At 50.9% G+C, this 16,825-nt stretch carries 14 protein-coding genes and 1 riboswitch; of the genes, 2 read left to right on the top strand and 12 right to left on the bottom strand.

What is annotated here, in order from left to right; translation table 11 throughout:
- Positions 1-10: 10 nt before the first annotated feature.
- The 3 genes from nikC to MHB82_RS01230 all read right to left on the bottom strand — a co-directional run bounded on the left by nikC (position 11) and on the right by MHB82_RS01230 (position 3,044).
- Entirely contained in the window at positions 11-844 is an 834-nt protein-coding gene (gene nikC, locus MHB82_RS01240) for a nickel transporter permease (RefSeq protein ID WP_341173618.1), read from the bottom strand.
- A complete protein-coding gene (gene nikB, locus MHB82_RS01235) occupies positions 845-1,768 on the bottom strand; it encodes a nickel ABC transporter permease (protein WP_341173617.1) in 924 nt (307 codons plus the stop codon).
- A 178-nt stretch (positions 1,769-1,946) separates the two neighbouring features.
- Positions 1,947-2,136: riboswitch (cobalamin riboswitch) on the bottom strand.
- 80 nt (positions 2,137-2,216) lie between these two features.
- The gene (locus MHB82_RS01230; protein ID WP_341173616.1) at positions 2,217-3,044 is read right to left on the bottom strand and encodes an AraC family transcriptional regulator; all 828 of its coding nucleotides are present in this window, start codon (positions 3,042-3,044) and stop codon (positions 2,217-2,219) included.
- Positions 3,045-3,239: 195 nt separating this feature from the next.
- Here MHB82_RS01230 and MHB82_RS01225 point away from each other — a divergent pair, with 195 nt between their 5' ends.
- The gene (locus tag MHB82_RS01225) at positions 3,240-4,541 is read left to right on the top strand and encodes an alpha-glucosidase/alpha-galactosidase (protein ID WP_153980516.1); all 1,302 of its coding nucleotides are present in this window, start codon (positions 3,240-3,242) and stop codon (positions 4,539-4,541) included.
- A gap of 110 nt (positions 4,542-4,651) precedes the next feature.
- On the opposite strand, the gene MHB82_RS01220 is transcribed toward MHB82_RS01225, so the two are convergent.
- The 8 genes from MHB82_RS01220 to ytxJ form a co-directional block, all read right to left on the bottom strand.
- A complete protein-coding gene (locus tag MHB82_RS01220) occupies positions 4,652-5,350 on the bottom strand; it encodes a response regulator (protein ID WP_095361983.1) in 699 nt (232 codons plus the stop codon).
- 1 nt (position 5,351) lies between these two features.
- On the bottom strand, positions 5,352-6,932 hold the full coding sequence (locus MHB82_RS01215; RefSeq protein WP_341173615.1) for an ATP-binding protein: 1,581 nt from the start codon (positions 6,930-6,932) through the stop codon (positions 5,352-5,354).
- 8 nt (positions 6,933-6,940) lie between these two features.
- A complete protein-coding gene (locus tag MHB82_RS01210) occupies positions 6,941-9,280 on the bottom strand; it encodes a histidine kinase (RefSeq protein WP_341173614.1) in 2,340 nt (779 codons plus the stop codon).
- Positions 9,281-9,411: 131 nt separating this feature from the next.
- The gene (kdpC, locus tag MHB82_RS01205; protein ID WP_341173613.1) at positions 9,412-9,972 is read right to left on the bottom strand and encodes a potassium-transporting ATPase subunit KdpC; all 561 of its coding nucleotides are present in this window, start codon (positions 9,970-9,972) and stop codon (positions 9,412-9,414) included.
- 262 nt (positions 9,973-10,234) lie between these two features.
- Entirely contained in the window at positions 10,235-12,403 is a 2,169-nt protein-coding gene (gene kdpB, locus MHB82_RS01200; protein ID WP_341173612.1) for a potassium-transporting ATPase subunit KdpB, read from the bottom strand.
- A 72-nt stretch (positions 12,404-12,475) separates the two neighbouring features.
- On the bottom strand, positions 12,476-14,155 hold the full coding sequence (kdpA, locus tag MHB82_RS01195) for a potassium-transporting ATPase subunit KdpA (protein ID WP_341173611.1): 1,680 nt from the start codon (positions 14,153-14,155) through the stop codon (positions 12,476-12,478).
- Between the two features lie 36 nt (positions 14,156-14,191).
- Positions 14,192-14,254 carry a potassium-transporting ATPase subunit F gene (locus MHB82_RS32065; RefSeq protein WP_390586954.1) on the bottom strand — a complete coding sequence of 21 codons (63 nt, stop codon included), beginning with the start codon at positions 14,252-14,254 and terminating at the stop codon, positions 14,192-14,194.
- 305 nt (positions 14,255-14,559) lie between these two features.
- Complete coding sequence (gene ytxJ, locus MHB82_RS01190) at positions 14,560-15,099, bottom strand: bacillithiol system redox-active protein YtxJ (protein WP_341173610.1); 540 nt, start codon at positions 15,097-15,099, stop codon at positions 14,560-14,562.
- A 195-nt stretch (positions 15,100-15,294) separates the two neighbouring features.
- On the opposite strand from ytxJ, the gene MHB82_RS01185 reads away from it, so the two are divergent.
- Positions 15,295-16,149 carry a hypothetical protein gene (locus tag MHB82_RS01185; RefSeq protein WP_095361988.1) on the top strand — a complete coding sequence of 285 codons (855 nt, stop codon included), beginning with the start codon at positions 15,295-15,297 and terminating at the stop codon, positions 16,147-16,149.
- 81 nt (positions 16,150-16,230) lie between these two features.
- On the opposite strand, the gene MHB82_RS01180 is transcribed toward MHB82_RS01185, so the two are convergent.
- Entirely contained in the window at positions 16,231-16,659 is a 429-nt protein-coding gene (locus MHB82_RS01180; protein ID WP_110821800.1) for a VOC family protein, read from the bottom strand.
- Positions 16,660-16,825 lie beyond the last annotated feature (166 nt).

The following is a 16,825-nucleotide window of genomic DNA, read 5'->3' as shown; positions in this document are numbered from 1 at the left end:
GTTCCTCCTGTTAAGCTGCCTTTTTCTTGGGATCCAGCACATCCCTCAGACTGTCGCCCAGCAAATTAAAAATGATCACCGTGCAAAAAATCGCAAGTCCCGGATAAATCAACAGCCACGGAGCTGTCTGCAAATATCGCCTGCCTTCATTCAGCATCGCCCCCCACTCCGGTTCAGGAGGCTGAGCACCCAGCCCCAAAAAGGACAGGCCTGAGATGGATAACATCATGCCGCCCACATCCATCATCGCCATAACGATAAGAGGAGACAGCATATTGGGCAGGATGGTTCTGGTGATGATCTGAATCTTCCGCGCACCGCTGAAGGCTGCCGCAGCGACATACTCCTTTTGCTGAAGCGAGATCACCAGACTTCTTGCCAGTCGTGCATACTTCGCCCACCATACAACAGCCAGGGCAATTACCGTATTAAATAGGCCTGGCCCCAGCATCCCCACTACTGCGATAGCGAAGATTAATCCTGGAAAGGCCATCAGCGTATCGGATAACCGCATCAGCACTGTATCCGTCAGCCCACGGGCAAAACCCGCGATAACACCAATGGCTACACCAAGCACAAACACAATTCCGATCATCATAAATGTAAGCAGAAGCGACATCCTGGCCCCGTAAAGGAGACGGGATAACACGCAGCGTCCAAGCTGATCGGTTCCAAGCGGAAATTCCGAACTGGCAGGCTGCAGTACCTTGGCAAAATTCGTTGCCAGTGGATCATGCGGTGCAAGCAGCGGCGCAATCATGGCGAGAATGACCCAGAGGAGGGTCAATGAACATAGAAACGTGAACCAGCGATGCTGTGTCAGAATAAGCTTAAATTCTCTCATTCACACATCCACGTCCAGTCGAATCCGCGGGTCATGCAGATGTGTCCAGAGATCAACAATCAGATTCAGCAATACATAGATGGTTGCCATCCAGATGACATAGCCCTGAATCAGGGGATAGTCCCTTGTAAAGATGGCATCCACCGCCATCTGCCCTACACCGGGCCATACGAACAAACTTTCCACAATGGCAGCCCCGCCAAGCAGGGCGCCTGTAGACATGCCCATGAGCGTAACGATGGGCAATAATATATTGGGTAAAATATGCTGCATCATAATGACTCTCTCCTTCACACCTCTGGCTCTGGCCCCCGTTACATAATTCTGGGACATCTCTTCCAGAATCACCGTACGGATCTGCCTGATATATTGGGCGATCAGAGGTAACGCCAGTGTGCATGCGGGCAATATCAGGCTGTTCCAGCCCGAACTCCCCATGACGGGCAGCAGCTTGAGCTGTACGCCAAACACCAGCATGAGCAGCATCCCGAGCCAGAAGCTGGGCATGGACAACCCGGCAAACGAAAACAGGCGTATGACGTAATCCAGCACGTTGTTTCTGTAGACGGCCGACAAAATACCCAGTGGAAACGCAATCAGAATGACCAGCAGCAGGGCACTTCCTGTTAGCCGAAGCGTGGCTGGAAGCCTGGACAGCAGAATGTCGAGCACAGGCCTGTCGTATTTATAGGACGTTCCGAAATCTCCGGTAAGCACCTGTCCCAGCCAGGTTCCGTAGCGTATCCAAAACGGCTGATCCAGTCCCAGCTGGACACGCACCTGCTGTACCAATTCGTCCGACGGAGTGACTCCTGTAGACATGAGCATAAGCCTTGCCGGGTCCCCCGGAGACAGATAGGTCAGCAGAAATGTCAGAAACGAAATGCCAAATAACACGGCTGCCAGCTGAATGAATCTTTTCACAATATATCTACTCACATGTCTGACATCCTCTCCCCAATCTCCAACCCCGCACGTGACTTGTCCATGCATATCAAAAAAGACGTCTCTCTCCGCTAATACCGGATAAGGACGTCTTAAATAAACAGATTTTCAGAAAAAATCATGCTCTCTAAACACCTTCCTATCTCCCGTAGGTACTACTGTGTTGTTAAACTAGGCAGGTCTCCTGGCTCCAGAATCCTCGTCATTGCAGCACCTTCCCGGCCTAAACCAGTGGCATAACGCTGCATGACTCCTCTGTTACAGTGGCGGGACCGCGCCGGCATCACACCGGTCTTCCCTATTAAGCTTCTACCCGAAGGTATAGCACCCAGTTCCACATATTCAATTGAAATGCATTCTGTACCAGTATAGCTGGCTCACAGATAATGATCAAAGCATTTATTCAAATTTGAAATAGCTCATCAGCCTATTCCCGCTCTCTCGAACCTTTGGGGGAGACTCCTGTCACACGCTTGAACATCTTGGAAAATAACAACGGATCCGTATACCCCACGGAGTGGGCAACCTCACTGACCGAAAGCGTTGAGCTCTGCAGCAGCTCTGCTGCGCGATTCATCCGGTATTCAAGAAAAAAGGCCTGTAACGACTTTCCGTACTTCTCCTTAAATAGACCGGACAGATACGTACGATCCAGACGCACGGACTGTGCAATATCAAGGATGGACGTCTTCTGGCTGTACCTGTTCTCCATAAACTTAACTGCTTGTCTGATGTATTCATCCTTGGTGGAAAGGGGCCTCTGCGGCTTGTCCTCATCAGGGGATGAGGAGATCAGTTCGGCGATTAATCGGTACAGCAGGCTCTGGCTAAATACATCTCCACCATTGCGCGATGAGGCCTGAACCATGTCTGCATATAAACCATCCATTACCTTTGGATCCCTGGCTTCGAATACAGGGCATGCTGGACTCAGGTTTGCCCGCTGCATGAAAGTCTTGGCATGTACGCCCTTAAATCCGAACCAAGAGTATGTCCAAGGCTCGTTCGCGTCGGCTTCATAATGAATGATCGTATCCGGCAGAATGGCGAAGCCCTGACCCTGCGTCAAATGGTACTCCTTATCTTCCATATGAACGGTTCCCCGTCCCTCATGAATGTAATGAACCACATAGGAATCTCGTACCCCCGGACCCCAATAATGAGACGGATCACAATCCTCCCAGCCAAAAAAAAGCAGCACCAGCTCCATCTGTGTCCAGTCCATGGGCAACACGTTCATCTCGATTGGACTCACCTTCCCACCCCTTCACTTCTTCCGCATCAACATGTATCTTACTTTAGATTATAACAGGTATATTGGTTAAATATCAGCTGAAAGCGGGACCAAAAATGGGATTATGCCATGTAAGGGAGAGGTTGAACCATAGTTATATAAGCTGGATCGGCCTATAGTTGGGGTACACCATTATTCAGGGAGGCTGGACTTGAGATGAACAAAATTACGTTTCTCGGTGCAGGCAGCACCGTTTTTGTCAAAAATGTATTAGGTGACGTCATGATGACTGAAGCACTGCAGGATTTTGAATTGGCCTTGTTTGATATCGATGCCGAACGGCTGAATGATTCCGAGCGACTGCTGACCAGTATGGGCCGTTCTCTTGGAAGCCGTTGTTCCGTAAAAAAATACACAGACCGCAAAGAAGCACTGCGCGGTGCCAAATATGTCATTAACGCCATTCAAGTGGGCGGATATGATCCATGTACAATTACGGACTTCGAAATACCGAAGAAATACGGGCTGCGTCAGACTATTGCTGACACCCTCGGCATTGGCGGTATCTTCCGTAATTTGCGTACCATTCCAGTCATGCTCGACTTTGCCCGGGACATGCAGGAAGTGTGTCCTGACGCCTGGTTCCTGAACTACACCAACCCGATGGCCGTACTGACCAATGTCATGAACGTGCATGGAGGGATCAAAACGGTAGGTCTGTGCCACAGCGTGCAGGTATGCGTGCCTCACTTGTTTGAAGCGCTGGGAATGGATCAGACAGGCGTAGTTGCAAAAGTGGCAGGAATCAACCATATGGCCTGGCTGCTGGAAGTAACGAGAGATGGCCAGGATCTGTATCCAGAGATTAAACGCCTGGCGAGGGAGAAACAGAAGGAGCAGCATCATGATATGGTGCGGTTCGAGCTGATGAATCGTTTTGGATATTACGTAACCGAGTCTTCCGAGCACAATGCCGAGTATCATCCATACTTTATCAAACGGAATTATCCGGAATTGATCGAACGCTTCAACATCCCGCTGGATGAGTATCCGCGCCGCTGTGTGAACCAGATTGAAGGATGGAAGGAAATGCGCGAGAAACTGTTTGCCAGTGAACATATTGAACATACGCGCAGCCGCGAATACGCTTCGCACATCATGGAAGCAATGGAAACGAACCGTCCATACAAAATTGGCGGTAATGTAATGAATACCGGTCTAATTACCAACCTGCCTCGTGAGGCCTGTGTCGAGGTTCCTTGTCTGGTGGACGGATCTGGAATCAGCCCAACATACATTGGTGACCTGCCTCCACAGCTGGCGGCACTGAACCGCACCAACATCAACACCCAGCTGCTGACGATTGAAGCGGCCATGACGGGCAAGAAGGAACATATCTATCATGCCGCCATGCTGGATCCGCACACGGCTGCCGAGCTGTCCATTGATGACATCGTTGCCATGTGTGATGAACTGATTGAAGCTCATGGGGATTGGCTGCCGAAGTATACATCCTAAAGCAAAAGATAGTTTTTATTTCATTGATGATTAGAAAAGCGCCGAAGACCTCTGTAAATCCAGGAGGCTCCGGCGCTTTTCTAATAAGGGATTCTTGTTACAATTTCATACTAATCCTGAAGCAAAAAGCGATAGCCAATTCCGGGCTCGGTCTGAATGAATCGTGGCTGCGTAGGGTCTTCTTTTAACTTTTTGCGCAGATGACCCACGTAGACCCTCAGATAGTGACTGTCGGATTCGTGATGATGCCCGCCCCATACCTGCTGCAGCAGCTGGCGCTGGGTAATGATCTTTCCGGCATTGGAGGCCAGAACCTTCAGCATATCGTACTCTGTGGGTGTTAATTTGATCGGCAAACCGTCCAGCTCCACCTGCCTTTGTGCCAGATCTACAGTGAGAGACCCAAAACGCAGTACAGGTTCATCGGTTGTCTTCGCCACATGGCGAAGCGCAACCCGAATCCGGGCAACCAGTTCACCCATGCCAAACGGCTTCGTTACATAATCATCAGCCCCACCGTCAAGGGCAGCAATCTTGTCTTCCTCGCGCTCCTTCGCCGTCAGCACAATGATGGGCACCTGGGACCATTCGCGGACGCGATGCAGCACATCCATCCCGGACATCCCCGGCAGACCCAGATCGAGTATGATCAGATCCGGATGAACGATGCTCGCCTGAATGACAGCCTCGTCGCCATCTCCACATTCATGAATCTCGAATTGATGAGCCTGCAGGGTCACCTTCAGCAGTTTGCGAATCTGTGGTTCATCATCTACAACCAATATGCGTGCCCCTTGCGATGCCGTCATGTTACTCAACCTCTCCTTGTCCTCTATAGGGAAATAATGCTTCCGGCGTTTCCATGGGCAAACAGATGCTCATTCTTGTTCCGCCTCCCGGATTGGGATCTGCTTCAATCGTTCCTCCGTGAACCTCAACGATCCCTTTGCATATAGCCAGTCCCAGTCCTGTGCCCGTCACATGACGAGAGGATTCCAACCGGTAAAACTTTTCAAAAATCCGCTCTTTGTCCGCATCGGGAATACCCACGCCTTTGTCCGCTACCACAATGGTCAGCCTGGAATTCCCCTCATCCCTCGTAACAGTGAGGACAATCTCGCTATAGTCAGGTGAATATTTAATGGCATTGCTGACCACATTGATCAGCACCTGTTCCAGCAGCACTTCATCTCCACATATAAATAACGGTTGATCCGGCAAATCCACACGAATGCTCCGATGCTTGCTGAATTCCCTTACTTGCGTTAATACCACGCTGATCATGTCCCCAACGTCACACCATTTCCTGCGCAGCTGCAGCATGCCGCTCTCCAGCTTCACCATGCCCAGCAAATTGGTCACCAGTCGGTTCATACGCATGGCTCCATCCCGAATATTGCCCGTCAGTTCCTTCCGGTCTTCCGGGGTAAATATGGCGTCATTCTCGATCAATCCTGTAGCGGATCCAATGATCGTCGTTAAGGGCGTCCGCAGTTCATGGGACACAGAGTCCAGCAAAGCCGTGCGAATGCGCTCTGATTCGGCAGTCATCTGTGCCACCCTGGCTTCCTCTGCCAGTTTGACGCGAGCAATTGCACTGGCAGCCAGCCCTCCACAGGCCTCCAGTAATTGCAGCCGTTCCCGCTGCTCCTGAATATCACTGGCCTCCATACAGACGGCAAGCACGCCGTGTACCTGATCTTCCGTACGCAAGGGAACGTATAGACCGGAGGATTCCCGCAGGCTGGTAGAACCTCTCCCTGCAGTTTCGCCATTCCTGTACACCCACTTGGCAATCGCGATCTCTGATTCCTCTCCACCCCAGACTGCGGTTCCCAGGTCATCAGCAGATGCCGTTACTTTCAGCTCATCATGAGCATCAGGCAAATATACGGCAGCCTGGGTACCCAGTGTGTGTGATACTTGCCTCGCAATATGATGGAGCAGGGTATCCAGATCCGTAACAGCCGTCATCTGGCGGCTGAGCGCATACAATGAATTGGTAGTGGCCTCACGCTTCCTAACCATCTCCAGCTGCTGACGCAAGCGACTGGAAAGGGTGGCTGTTAACACAGCTACGGCCAAATACACAATAAAGGAAAAAATATATCGCAGATCCGCAACGGTAAAACTGAGATTCGGAGGCACAAAAAAGAAGTCAAACATGATTACGCTAAGACTCGCTGCGTAGATTGCAGGGCCCAATCCCCAGTAAACGGCGCTCACCAAAATGGGAAACAGGTAAATGAGTGAGACGTTAACCAGATCACTACTCATGCCGATGACATGAAGCAGTGGGGTTAACAAGGTAATGCCAATGGTTACCCATACATATTGGGGAACCCGGTGCAACCGAGGAATCCCCTTCTCTTCTGTGTTTCGTTCAGGCACAGTACTGTTCACATCCCGGTTGGATCATAATCGTAATCTGCAACTATTAATACATCCATATGTCTGGACAGCCGTACCAGCCGATTGACCACCGATCCGGCACCACGATAGCCATTTAACCACCAGAGCCTCTTCGCTTGACCAACGACCAGCTGCGTTGCTTTTTCCTCTGCTGCCTTGCTTGCCAAAATACTTGATACTTCCCTCAGATTCTCACTGTGATGAATATGAAATTCCCCACCCAGCCGGACGGTTAGCTGTTCCAGGGCCTCCAGCTGATCCTTTACTTCGTCACTCATTGCCCTGCCTACATGTACATGATGTACATGCCATACTGCCTTCAACCGATAGGCCGTGCGAAACCCACGGCGAATTAACCGCTCCGCATGTTTGTCACTGCTTACACAGACAAAGACCGCTTCCTGTCTTCGCCAAGGGCCCCGAAGTGCACTTTTTTGTTCCTTCGCTTCCAGCCGTTCATCCACATCATCGGCCACTTCCCGCAGGGCAAGTTCCCGCAATGCAATCAGATTGCCGATGCGGAAGAAATTCGCAAGTGCCTGCTCCACCTTGGCTGCTGCATAGATTTTACCTTCCCGCATGCGCTGCCGCAAGGCCTGGGGTGCAACATCGATTAACTGCACTTCATCTGCCATTTGCAGAATCTGATCCGGTACCGTCTCCCGGACCCGAATTCCCGTAATGTGCTCTACGGCATCGTTCAGGCTTTCCAGATGCTGCACGTTAACGGTCGTAATGACCGAGATCCCTGCATCCAGCAGATGAAGCACGTCTTCGTAACGTTTTTTCCTTACGCTTCCGGGTACATTGGTATGGGCAAGTTCGTCCACCAACACGACTTCCGGGCAAAGGCGAAGAATAGCCTCCGTATCCATTTCCTCCAATGCTACTCCCTGATATGTCCGACGATCCCGTGGAATGACAAGCAGCTGTCCGATCTGTTCCATGGTCTCGGCCCGATTGTGCGTCTCCAGCAAGCCGATTCGAACATCAATGCCTTTGCGGAGCAGATCGTTGCCTTCCCGCAGCATCATATAGGTTTTGCCTACACCCGGGGCAGCACCGATGTATACCTTGAATTTGCCTCGCTGAATCTGGCCGATCTGTATCTTCACTTCTTGATCGCTTAATCTGCGATAGGTTGTGCTGCGGGTATCCGGCAATTTCGCCGGAAGTAATCGTTCTCCATCCAGTTCGGTTCGGTCTGCAAGCAGGAACAGATCTACCCCCTGCAGCTTGTGCAGGAGCGAGTTGATGACTGAACCTTGCCATAACTCCTGCCAGCGGGTATGACGTGAGTGACCCATCACAATACGCGTAATCTGCTGCCTGGCAGCATAACGTGCCAAGGTGGATGGAATCCTGCGACGATGCGTCATGGGCAATTCCTCGAATGCTCCTCCGAATTTCTCCACCAGCTTGATCATGTTTCGGCGAAATACCGTGGCTTCCTTGGTTAATGCCTTCCCCATGTCGCGGAACGTGACCACACATAGATCACCATTAAGTCGCTTCGCAATCTGCTGCCCTCTTCGAATATAAATGGATCCATTCCAGTGATATTGGGTTGATACCAGCACCCGTTCCATAATGCCTGTTGTCATGATAATGCCCATCTCTTCCCGGTGTTCCCGCAGGGACTCATTGACACCTTCGGCAACGAGTTTTAGCGCCAGTTCCCGTAAAATTCCCAGGTTGCCTTGTCGAAACAAAGCCCCCCCCTCATACCCCTTCAAATGTCCTTCGGCAAGCCGGGTCAAAACCGTTTCCGGTGTCACATCGATCAGCTTCACTTCGTCAGCCAATTCAAGTGTCCCTGCAGGAACGGTATACTCTGCCGCAATTCCTGTGAGTTTACGGGCCAGTTCGGTATATCCTTCCAGCTCGTAGACATTCACCGTTGTGATGACACTGATGTTGTGTTTCAGCAGATACTGAATATCCTCCAGCCTCGTAGCATGCAGAGCTCCCTCGCGGTTTCTATGCGCCAGTCCGTCAACGAGCACCACTTCCGGATTGCGCTCCAGCAGAGCATTTATATTGAGATCCTTCATCTCCATGCCATCCCTCTGACGGCACCAGTGAATACTCGGAATCCGTTCAAGCTCGCCGAGCTGTTCCACGGTTTCGGGTCTTTGCATGGTCGATACCGCGCAGATCACGACATCAATGCCTTGCTGGCGCAGCGTATTCCCTTCTCTTAACATATGATAGGTTTTGCCTGAACCGCTGACCGGACCAATATAGATAGTGAGCGTGCCCTGCTGCAGCTTCGTAATCATCTTCAGGATGTCCTCGGCTGATCTGCGCTTGAAGCTTTCATGCATCCGTTGATGTCTCCTTTCCACTCCCAATTTATCGAAAATGGAGAAAGCCCCTTCCGAAATCCGGAAGAAGGCCAATGATAGATAAGGCAATCCATGTCGCTTTTGACTTGAACTCAGATACTTCCTGCAGGCTAATTCAGCTCTGCTGTCAGCGCCAGATTCAGTGCAGTCACATTGACACGCGGCTCGCCGAATATGCCGAGCTGACGCCCTTGAACATGTGCTTCCACAAGTTCTACGAGCTGCTGCTCACGAAGACCCGTCGCCTGACTAATTCGCGGGATCTGTGCTTTTGCTGCTTCAGGCGAAAGGTCAGGATCCAGACCTGAGCCCGAACCAGTTACCAGATCAGCAGGGATCTGCTGCAGTGCCGGATTTTCCTGTCTAAGCTGAGCAATTTTATCTTTCATTTCACCGATATACTCCTCCGAAGCTACAGCCCGATTGGAGCCTGCCGACGCCGTCGGGTCGTAACTCGCGTTGGATGCACGGGGTTGGAACATGGCCGGTGATTTTACTTCCTGTGCCAGCAGGGATGAACCGATCACTTTCCCGTTTTGGGTCATCAGGCTACCATTCGCTTCTGCTGGAAATAGCAGCTGCGCCGCAGCAGTCGTCACCATCGGATACACGATGCCGCAGATCAGCATAAGAACAACAGACAAGCGGATAGCAGGCAGTATGGTCTTCATATCAGTCACATCCTGAATTCGTTATTTGTCAATTTGAATCAATTTGTTACACTATCGCACTGCGTGGTCAGAACAACCTTTCGATCGCTCTTACCCCCAGATTTTTTTGATTAAAGTTCCCAGGGTGAAAATATGGGGATAAGCTTGGGCTTCCGAAGCAGCTTTCTTGCAGAAAGCTTTTAGGCGAACACTTCGTTTCTCCAGATTTGTTCTGCCCTCTCCGTATTTGTGTAAAAGGGAGTCCAATTTATATGGGTTAATGTCACACCAAATGGAGCCCCGAAAGGATCAGGTCTATCAGCTTAATCCCGATAAAAGGTACAATCACGCCGCCCACGCCATAGATCAACACATTGCGTCCGAGCAGCCGCTCGGCTGACATGGCCCGGTACTTCACGCCCTTCATCGCAATCGGAATGAGCAGCGGGATGATGATTGCGTTAAAGATCAATGCCGACAGAATGGCCGATTGCGGTGAAGCCAGATTCATAATATTCAGTGATTGAAGCTGCGGCATGGCGATAATAAACATCGCCGGGATAATGGCAAAGTATTTCGCAATATCATTCGATATCGAAAAGGTGGTCAGTGCGCCGCGTGTAATCAGCAGCTGCTTCCCAATGGAGACTACCGACAGCAGCTTGGTCGGGTCAGAATCCAGGTCAATCATGTTGGCCGCTTCCTTGGCCGCCATGGTACCCGAATTCATCGCCAAGCCCACATCGGCCTGCGCAAGGGCAGGCGCATCATTGGTGCCGTCGCCGGTCATGGCGACGAGCTTGCCTGCCTGCTGCTCTTTTTTAATCGCAGCAATCTTGTCTTCCGGCTTCGCTTCGGCAATAAAGTCATCCACGCCTGCTTCCAGTGCAATCGTGGCTGCCGTAAGGGGATTGTCGCCTGTACACATGATCGTTTTGATGCCCATGGACCGCATCTCGGCAAACTTCTCCTTCAGACCAGGCTTCACTGTATCCTTCAGGTAGATTACACCGTAAATCCGGTCATCGATCGCAACGGCAAGGGGAGTACCTCCGGCCTTGGCAATGCGATTGGAGATGTCATCCAGATCGGCAGGAATTCGTGCGCCCCGGGAAGCAATATGATGCTTGATGGCATCTACTGCGCCCTTGCGAATCTGCATTCCGCTGCCGAGATTGAGACCTGACATACGGGTCTCGGCCGTAAACTCCACACTTTCCGCATCTGCATATTCTTGCTCCGGCCAGCGCTCGCCCTGCTTGCCTGCAAGCTCCACCACGGAGCGTCCTTCCGGCGTCTCATCACGAACCGAAGCCTGCAGCGCTGCACGGGTTATCTCCTGCACGGTCGCACCCTGAACGGGAATAAACTCGGAGGCCATCCGATTTCCGTACGTAATTGTTCCGGTCTTATCCAGAATCAGCGTATCAATATCCCCTGCCGCTTCCACCGCTTTCCCTGACATGGCAAGCACGTTGAACTGCGTGACCCGGTCCATTCCGGCAATCCCGATTGCGGACAACAGGCCGCCTATTGTTGTAGGAATAAGGCAAACCAGCAGGGCGATCAGTGTCGCCAAATCAAGGCGAATACCCAGGTAACTCGCCATCGGAACCATCGTCAGAATGACGATCAGGAAAATCAGGGTCAATACAGCCAGCAGGGTAGTGAGCGCGATTTCGTTTGGCGTTTTCTGACGCTGCGCACCTTCAACCAGAGAGATCATCCGGTCAAGGAAGGATTCTCCCGGATCGGTCTGTACCCGCATGACGATATAGTCGGAAGTAACCCGTGTGCCTCCCGTTACGGAGGAAAAATCTCCGCCTGCTTCCTTGATAACCGGAGCTGATTCACCCGTGATGGCCGATTCGTCTATCGAGGCCAATCCCTCGATAATTTCGCCGTCCGTGGGGATCAGTTCTCCTGCTTCCACGCGGACAATATCTCCCTTTTTCAACTGAGTCGATGATACTTGCCGAATTGTCCCATCCTTTTGCATCAACTTGGCGGTCGTATCTGATTTCGTCTTGCGCAAGGTATCTGCCTGGGCTTTGCCCCGGCCTTCGGCGAGCGCTTCAGCAAAATTGGCAAACAGCAGCGTGAACAACAGGATGAGGAACACCGCCATGTTGTACCCCCGTCCCGCTTCTGATGCAGCAAATAGATCAGGATCGATACATAAGAGCAGCGTGATGAACGTACCAACTTCCACGATAAACATGACGGGATTTTTGATCATGACCATCGGATTAAGTTTCTTAAACGCGTCCAGAGAGGCCTGCCGTATGATGTCCCCGCTTACTCTCCTTTTGCTTGGACCTTGGTGGTGGGGATTAATCTCCTTTCCCTCACCCTTTCCGCTTGCTCTATATGTTTCTTTGTCTATTTCTGCGATTGCTTGGTTACCCGTTCCTTCCACCATCTGTTCCTTCTTTCGCTCTATAGCACCCATTAATTTCGTGCACCTCCATGCTTAACGTCCTTGCTGTACTTCCCGTGTGCCAATCCATAGACTGTCCGTCCGTTACTGGAGCATCGCCAAATGCTCAGCGATCGGTCCAAGCGCCAGGGATGGGAAGAAGGTGAGCGCTCCGACAACCATAATCATCATCACCAGAATCCCTGCAAATAAAGGGGTATGCGTGCGAAGTGTACCCGTTGTTACCGGAACCACTCGTTTCGTTGCCAGGGATCCTGCAATCGCGAGCATGGCAATCATGGAGATGTACCTTCCCAGAAGCATCACCACACCAATGGCGATATTGTAAAAGTCCGTATTGGCGTTCAGTCCGGCAAAAGCGGACCCATTATTGGCAGCACCCGATGCAAAAGCATAGAGCACTTCGGTCAGGCCATGCATGCCTGAATTTGAAATCGAGGCTACCGCTTCGGGCCGCATAAGCGCCAGCGCAGTAGGAGCCAAAATAATCAAGGGATGAATCAGCAGCGCAATCGATGCGAGCTTTACTTCTTTCCCTTCAATTTTTTTGCCCAGAAATTCAGGTGTCCGCCCTACCATCAGTCCAGAGATAAACACGGCCAGAATGACGTACAGCAATCCGTTAAGCAGGCCTACCCCTTTACCGCCAAAAACGTTATTGAGCATCATTTCGGCAAGTGCCACCATTCCGCCGAGCGGCGTGAGCGACTCATGCATATTGTTGACGGATCCCGTTGTCGCAGCTGTGGTCACTGCCGTAAATAACGCCGATTCGGCTATACCAAACCTGACCTCTTTCCCCTCCATATTTCCTTGAATGCCGGCGGCATCCAGCGCAGGTACACCGCGATACTCCGATACAAAAACAGTCGTGAGCATCACGAGGAACAGAAAGCTCATCGCTGCAAACAATGCCCAGCCTTGCTTCCGGTTGTTTACCATCAGGCCGAAGGCATACACCAATGCCGTGGGCAGCAGCATCATGCAGACAATGTGGACCAAATTCGCCAGTGCGGTTGGATTCTCGAATGGATGGGCCGCATTGGTTCCAAACCAGCCGCCGCCATTCGTACCAATGTGTTTAATCGACTCGAGTGAAGCAACCAATCCGCGGGTGATCGTCTGCTCTCCGCCTTCCAGCGTGGTCGCGTTCACCGCCCCTGCCAGCGTCTGTGGCACACCCTGAAAGACCAGGAATAAGGCCACGATGAAGCTCAGCGGCAAAAAGATTCTTGTTATCGACCGCACCAGGTCGACATAGAAGTTCCCCAGTTCATCCCTCCGGCCAACCAGTCCGCGGATGAATGCAATCGCTACAGCGAAGCCTGTTGCCGCCGATGTAAACATCGGGAACGTCACGGCCAGCATCTGTGACAGATATGACAGGGCATTCTCGCCCGTATACGACTGCCAGTTGGTGTTGGTCATGAAGGATGCTGCTGTATTAAACGCCTGCGCTGCAGGCATGTTGCTGATGCCATCCGGGTTGAGCGGCAGAAACTGCTGCAGCCGCAGCACCAGAAACATCAAAATCAACATGACAAAGTTGGAAATGAGCACAGCTGACAGGTACTTTTTCCAGCCCATCGACTCATTCTCCCGAACCCCCATTAATCGATAGAGCAGTCGTTCAGGTCCACCGAAGATCCGGTCCAGTCCTGTCCGCTTGCCATCGAATACCTTGACCAGATAACTACCCACCGGTTTCACCAGCAGTATGATGATCAGCAGCGTGACCGCCACTTGTAATAAACCGCTACCCATATCCATAGTTCCTCCCTAATCTGCGATCCGAATGATTCAGAATTTCTCCGGCTTCACCAGCACATAGCCCAGATAGACCATCAGTGCCAGCACAATCATTCCTATAACGGTCATATGCATCTTCCCCTTTCTGGCTATAGCCCTAGGCTCTCTCGCAGAATTTAATGAACCCCCAGAACACCACGAACAGCAGCACAACTAATCCGATCATCCCAGCATCATTGACCATATGCCCTTCCTCCCTCTCTCTACCGTTCTTCCAACCTGCTACGTGTAAAATCTTATACCTGAACGCTGTAAAAAGGGGGTAAAGAAATCCCTGCCAGGGTGTAAAAAAAACGTAAAAATAGACCCGTTCCTTCGCCAATGGCTGAAAGAAAACGGGTCTATCGGTGATTTGATCTTTATCCAAACGGATTCTGTGCCCATTGCAGCAGTCTCTTTTTCGTGATTTTGCCGTGGGATGTGTGCTTGATGACCTGCCCTTGATCCAGGAGCAGCACCTGTGGTGATTCATGATGTACCTCTGTTTCCTCCGCAATCCGGCGGGAGAGCGGGCGACTCTCGATGACTTTGACAATACGATAGTCCATCTGCTGTCTGGGATCGGACGCATTAGAACCTACAAATGCCATAAACTCGCGGTACGCTCTCGCGCTGATCGGGCAGGTGGTGCTGTGCTTCAGGATGAGTACGGGATGATCCTCCGAAGATTGAAGTGCCTCTTCCCAGTCCTCCTGTCTACGGAGTTCACGGACATGTTCATTCAACATATCTTCCGTTCCAGCAATCGCCCGTTTGCTTACCGCCGATCCAATCACGACGCCAAGGGCCACGCCAAAAGCAATGCCGAGGGCAAGCTGATCCGTTGCCGTACCAATACTCACTCCGAGTGCTAGACCTAACCCAAGCCATAGTGCTTGAGGATTCACTTTTTTCTCCATGGTGATCATCCTTTCAAAGGATATGTATAATAAGGTTCGATAACAATTTTCTGTCCTGTATTCTTCTCAAATTATACCATAGGCATGCCTTTGGTCGACTTTTATAAAATGCATCTCCGGGTATATACTTGTGATACACTGATTGTAAATTGGAAACGATGAATGGAGAAACAAATGGAAAGGCGGAATCACGAAATGACATATGCATTTATGATAGAGCCCCAGCAATACATTCCCCTGGACAACGATGAGGAACTCATTGAAAAGTGCCAGGAGTGGGGCCTGCTTTCGGGTAAAGCAACCAAGCTCAAAACGTTCTACTATAAAGGAAACGGACTGAACACACCCTGTACCATCATTGGTTATGTGGATCATATGGCAGCCGTCATCCAACTGGATAATGAACAGAAACACTGCATTCATCCCTCTTATCTGAAAGAGATGCAAGCGTCGAGCTACAATGTAAGACCCGTGACGGCAGCAGAACAAGATAAGGCGAGTGAGCCATTGAACGGTTCCCGGACAGAGGACAACGCTCATGCTACTGCTTCAGTCGACGTGGGTACCACATCTGATTCAGACGGTATTCCATCTGATCTAAATGACATGGACATCGATGCCGGGGAAAGCCATTCCGGACTAAAAGGTGACCCGGATGGACTCGTAGAGGAATATGTTGGCCCACAAGGCGGGACAAGCAGTGAAGCGAAACCGAAGGCGAAGACGGCAAGCAAAGCGAAATCGATCAAGATTGACCTGCCTGAAGGCAAAGTGAAGATGACGGCAGTCGTCAAGGAATTTACAACGGTTCCGAACCATTTCTCCGACAATGATGATGAAGTTATCGTTTATGAAGGAGTAGCCATCACCGAGCCTGATCACGTTGAACTTGGTGAAGCCTGGTCCAGCCATAGTGCCACGATGAAAAAGCTGGAGCTTGAAGTCGGGGATGTCCTTACTTTTGAAGCAAAGATTATTAAGAAGAAGCTCACTCGAAATCCGGTGCCCTATAAGATCAACAATCCTTCCAAGATTCAAAAGCAAGTCTAAGCCAAAAAGACCTCCAGCTCGCGTGATAAAATCAGGCAATGGAGGTCTTTGCTTTTTAAGGATAGAGTCGAAGACAAATAGCTAGGCTTGGCCAGGTGTACAGCTAATTTGGAACTGAACGCCGTACTTGTCCGTAACCATGCCGTATGCCGGGCTCCAGAATGTCTCCTGGATTGGCATTTTCACCTCTCCGCCATCTTCGAGTTTGTTGAAAATGTGCTTGGCTTCATCTGGGGTATCCGTATTCACAGTAACACTGATGTTGTTACCAATGACATGAGGCATGCCCGGGAACGTATCCGACAACATGAGCACAGAGCCCCCGATCTGCAGAGAAGCATGCATGATACGATCCTTGGCTTCTGGCGGAATCGGATGATCCGGACTTGATGGACCTTCACCGAATGTCTGAATTGCCAACACTTCCGCGTTAAAAACCTCTTTGTAGAACGCGACTGCTTCCTTACCGTTTCCATCCGTTACAAGATACACATTCAAACTAATCGCCATGCGTTCTTCATCTCCTTAAGCTCATGTTTTGATAACCATTCCTGCCGCTTGCGACATGAGTATATAGGACAGGTTGTCCTTTGACAAGCAGGTATTTCCTTCTTTAAAGCAATACCCTTTCCGGTCAGATCTTATCCCTGGACTCTCCTTGCTTTCTCGGACTGTT

It is taken from the genome of Paenibacillus sp. FSL K6-2862 (assembly GCF_038005125.1).
GTDB classification, from domain to species: Bacteria; Bacillota; Bacilli; order Paenibacillales; family Paenibacillaceae; genus Paenibacillus; species Paenibacillus illinoisensis_A.
This window is presented reverse-complemented; position numbering and strand designations above follow the sequence as displayed.

Excerpts from the sequence above, each read along its gene's own strand:
- nikC (WP_341173618.1), bottom strand. The coding sequence starts at position 844 with ATGAGAGAATTTAAGCTTATTCTGACACAGCATCGCTGGTTCACGTTT.
- MHB82_RS01225 (WP_153980516.1), top strand. The coding sequence starts at position 3,240 with ATGAACAAAATTACGTTTCTCGGTGCAGGCAGCACCGTTTTTGTCAAA.
- MHB82_RS01220 (WP_095361983.1), bottom strand. The coding sequence starts at position 5,350 with ATGACGGCATCGCAAGGGGCACGCATATTGGTTGTAGATGATGAACCA.
- MHB82_RS01210 (WP_341173614.1), bottom strand. The coding sequence starts at position 9,280 with ATGCATGAAAGCTTCAAGCGCAGATCAGCCGAGGACATCCTGAAGATG.
- kdpC (WP_341173613.1), bottom strand. The coding sequence starts at position 9,972 with ATGAAGACCATACTGCCTGCTATCCGCTTGTCTGTTGTTCTTATGCTG.
- kdpB (WP_341173612.1), bottom strand. The coding sequence starts at position 12,403 with ATGGGTGCTATAGAGCGAAAGAAGGAACAGATGGTGGAAGGAACGGGT.
- kdpA (WP_341173611.1), bottom strand. The coding sequence starts at position 14,155 with ATGGGTAGCGGTTTATTACAAGTGGCGGTCACGCTGCTGATCATCATA.
- ytxJ (WP_341173610.1), bottom strand. The coding sequence starts at position 15,099 with ATGGAGAAAAAAGTGAATCCTCAAGCACTATGGCTTGGGTTAGGTCTA.
- MHB82_RS01185 (WP_095361988.1), top strand. The coding sequence starts at position 15,295 with ATGACATATGCATTTATGATAGAGCCCCAGCAATACATTCCCCTGGAC.
- MHB82_RS01180 (WP_110821800.1), bottom strand. The coding sequence starts at position 16,659 with ATGGCGATTAGTTTGAATGTGTATCTTGTAACGGATGGAAACGGTAAG.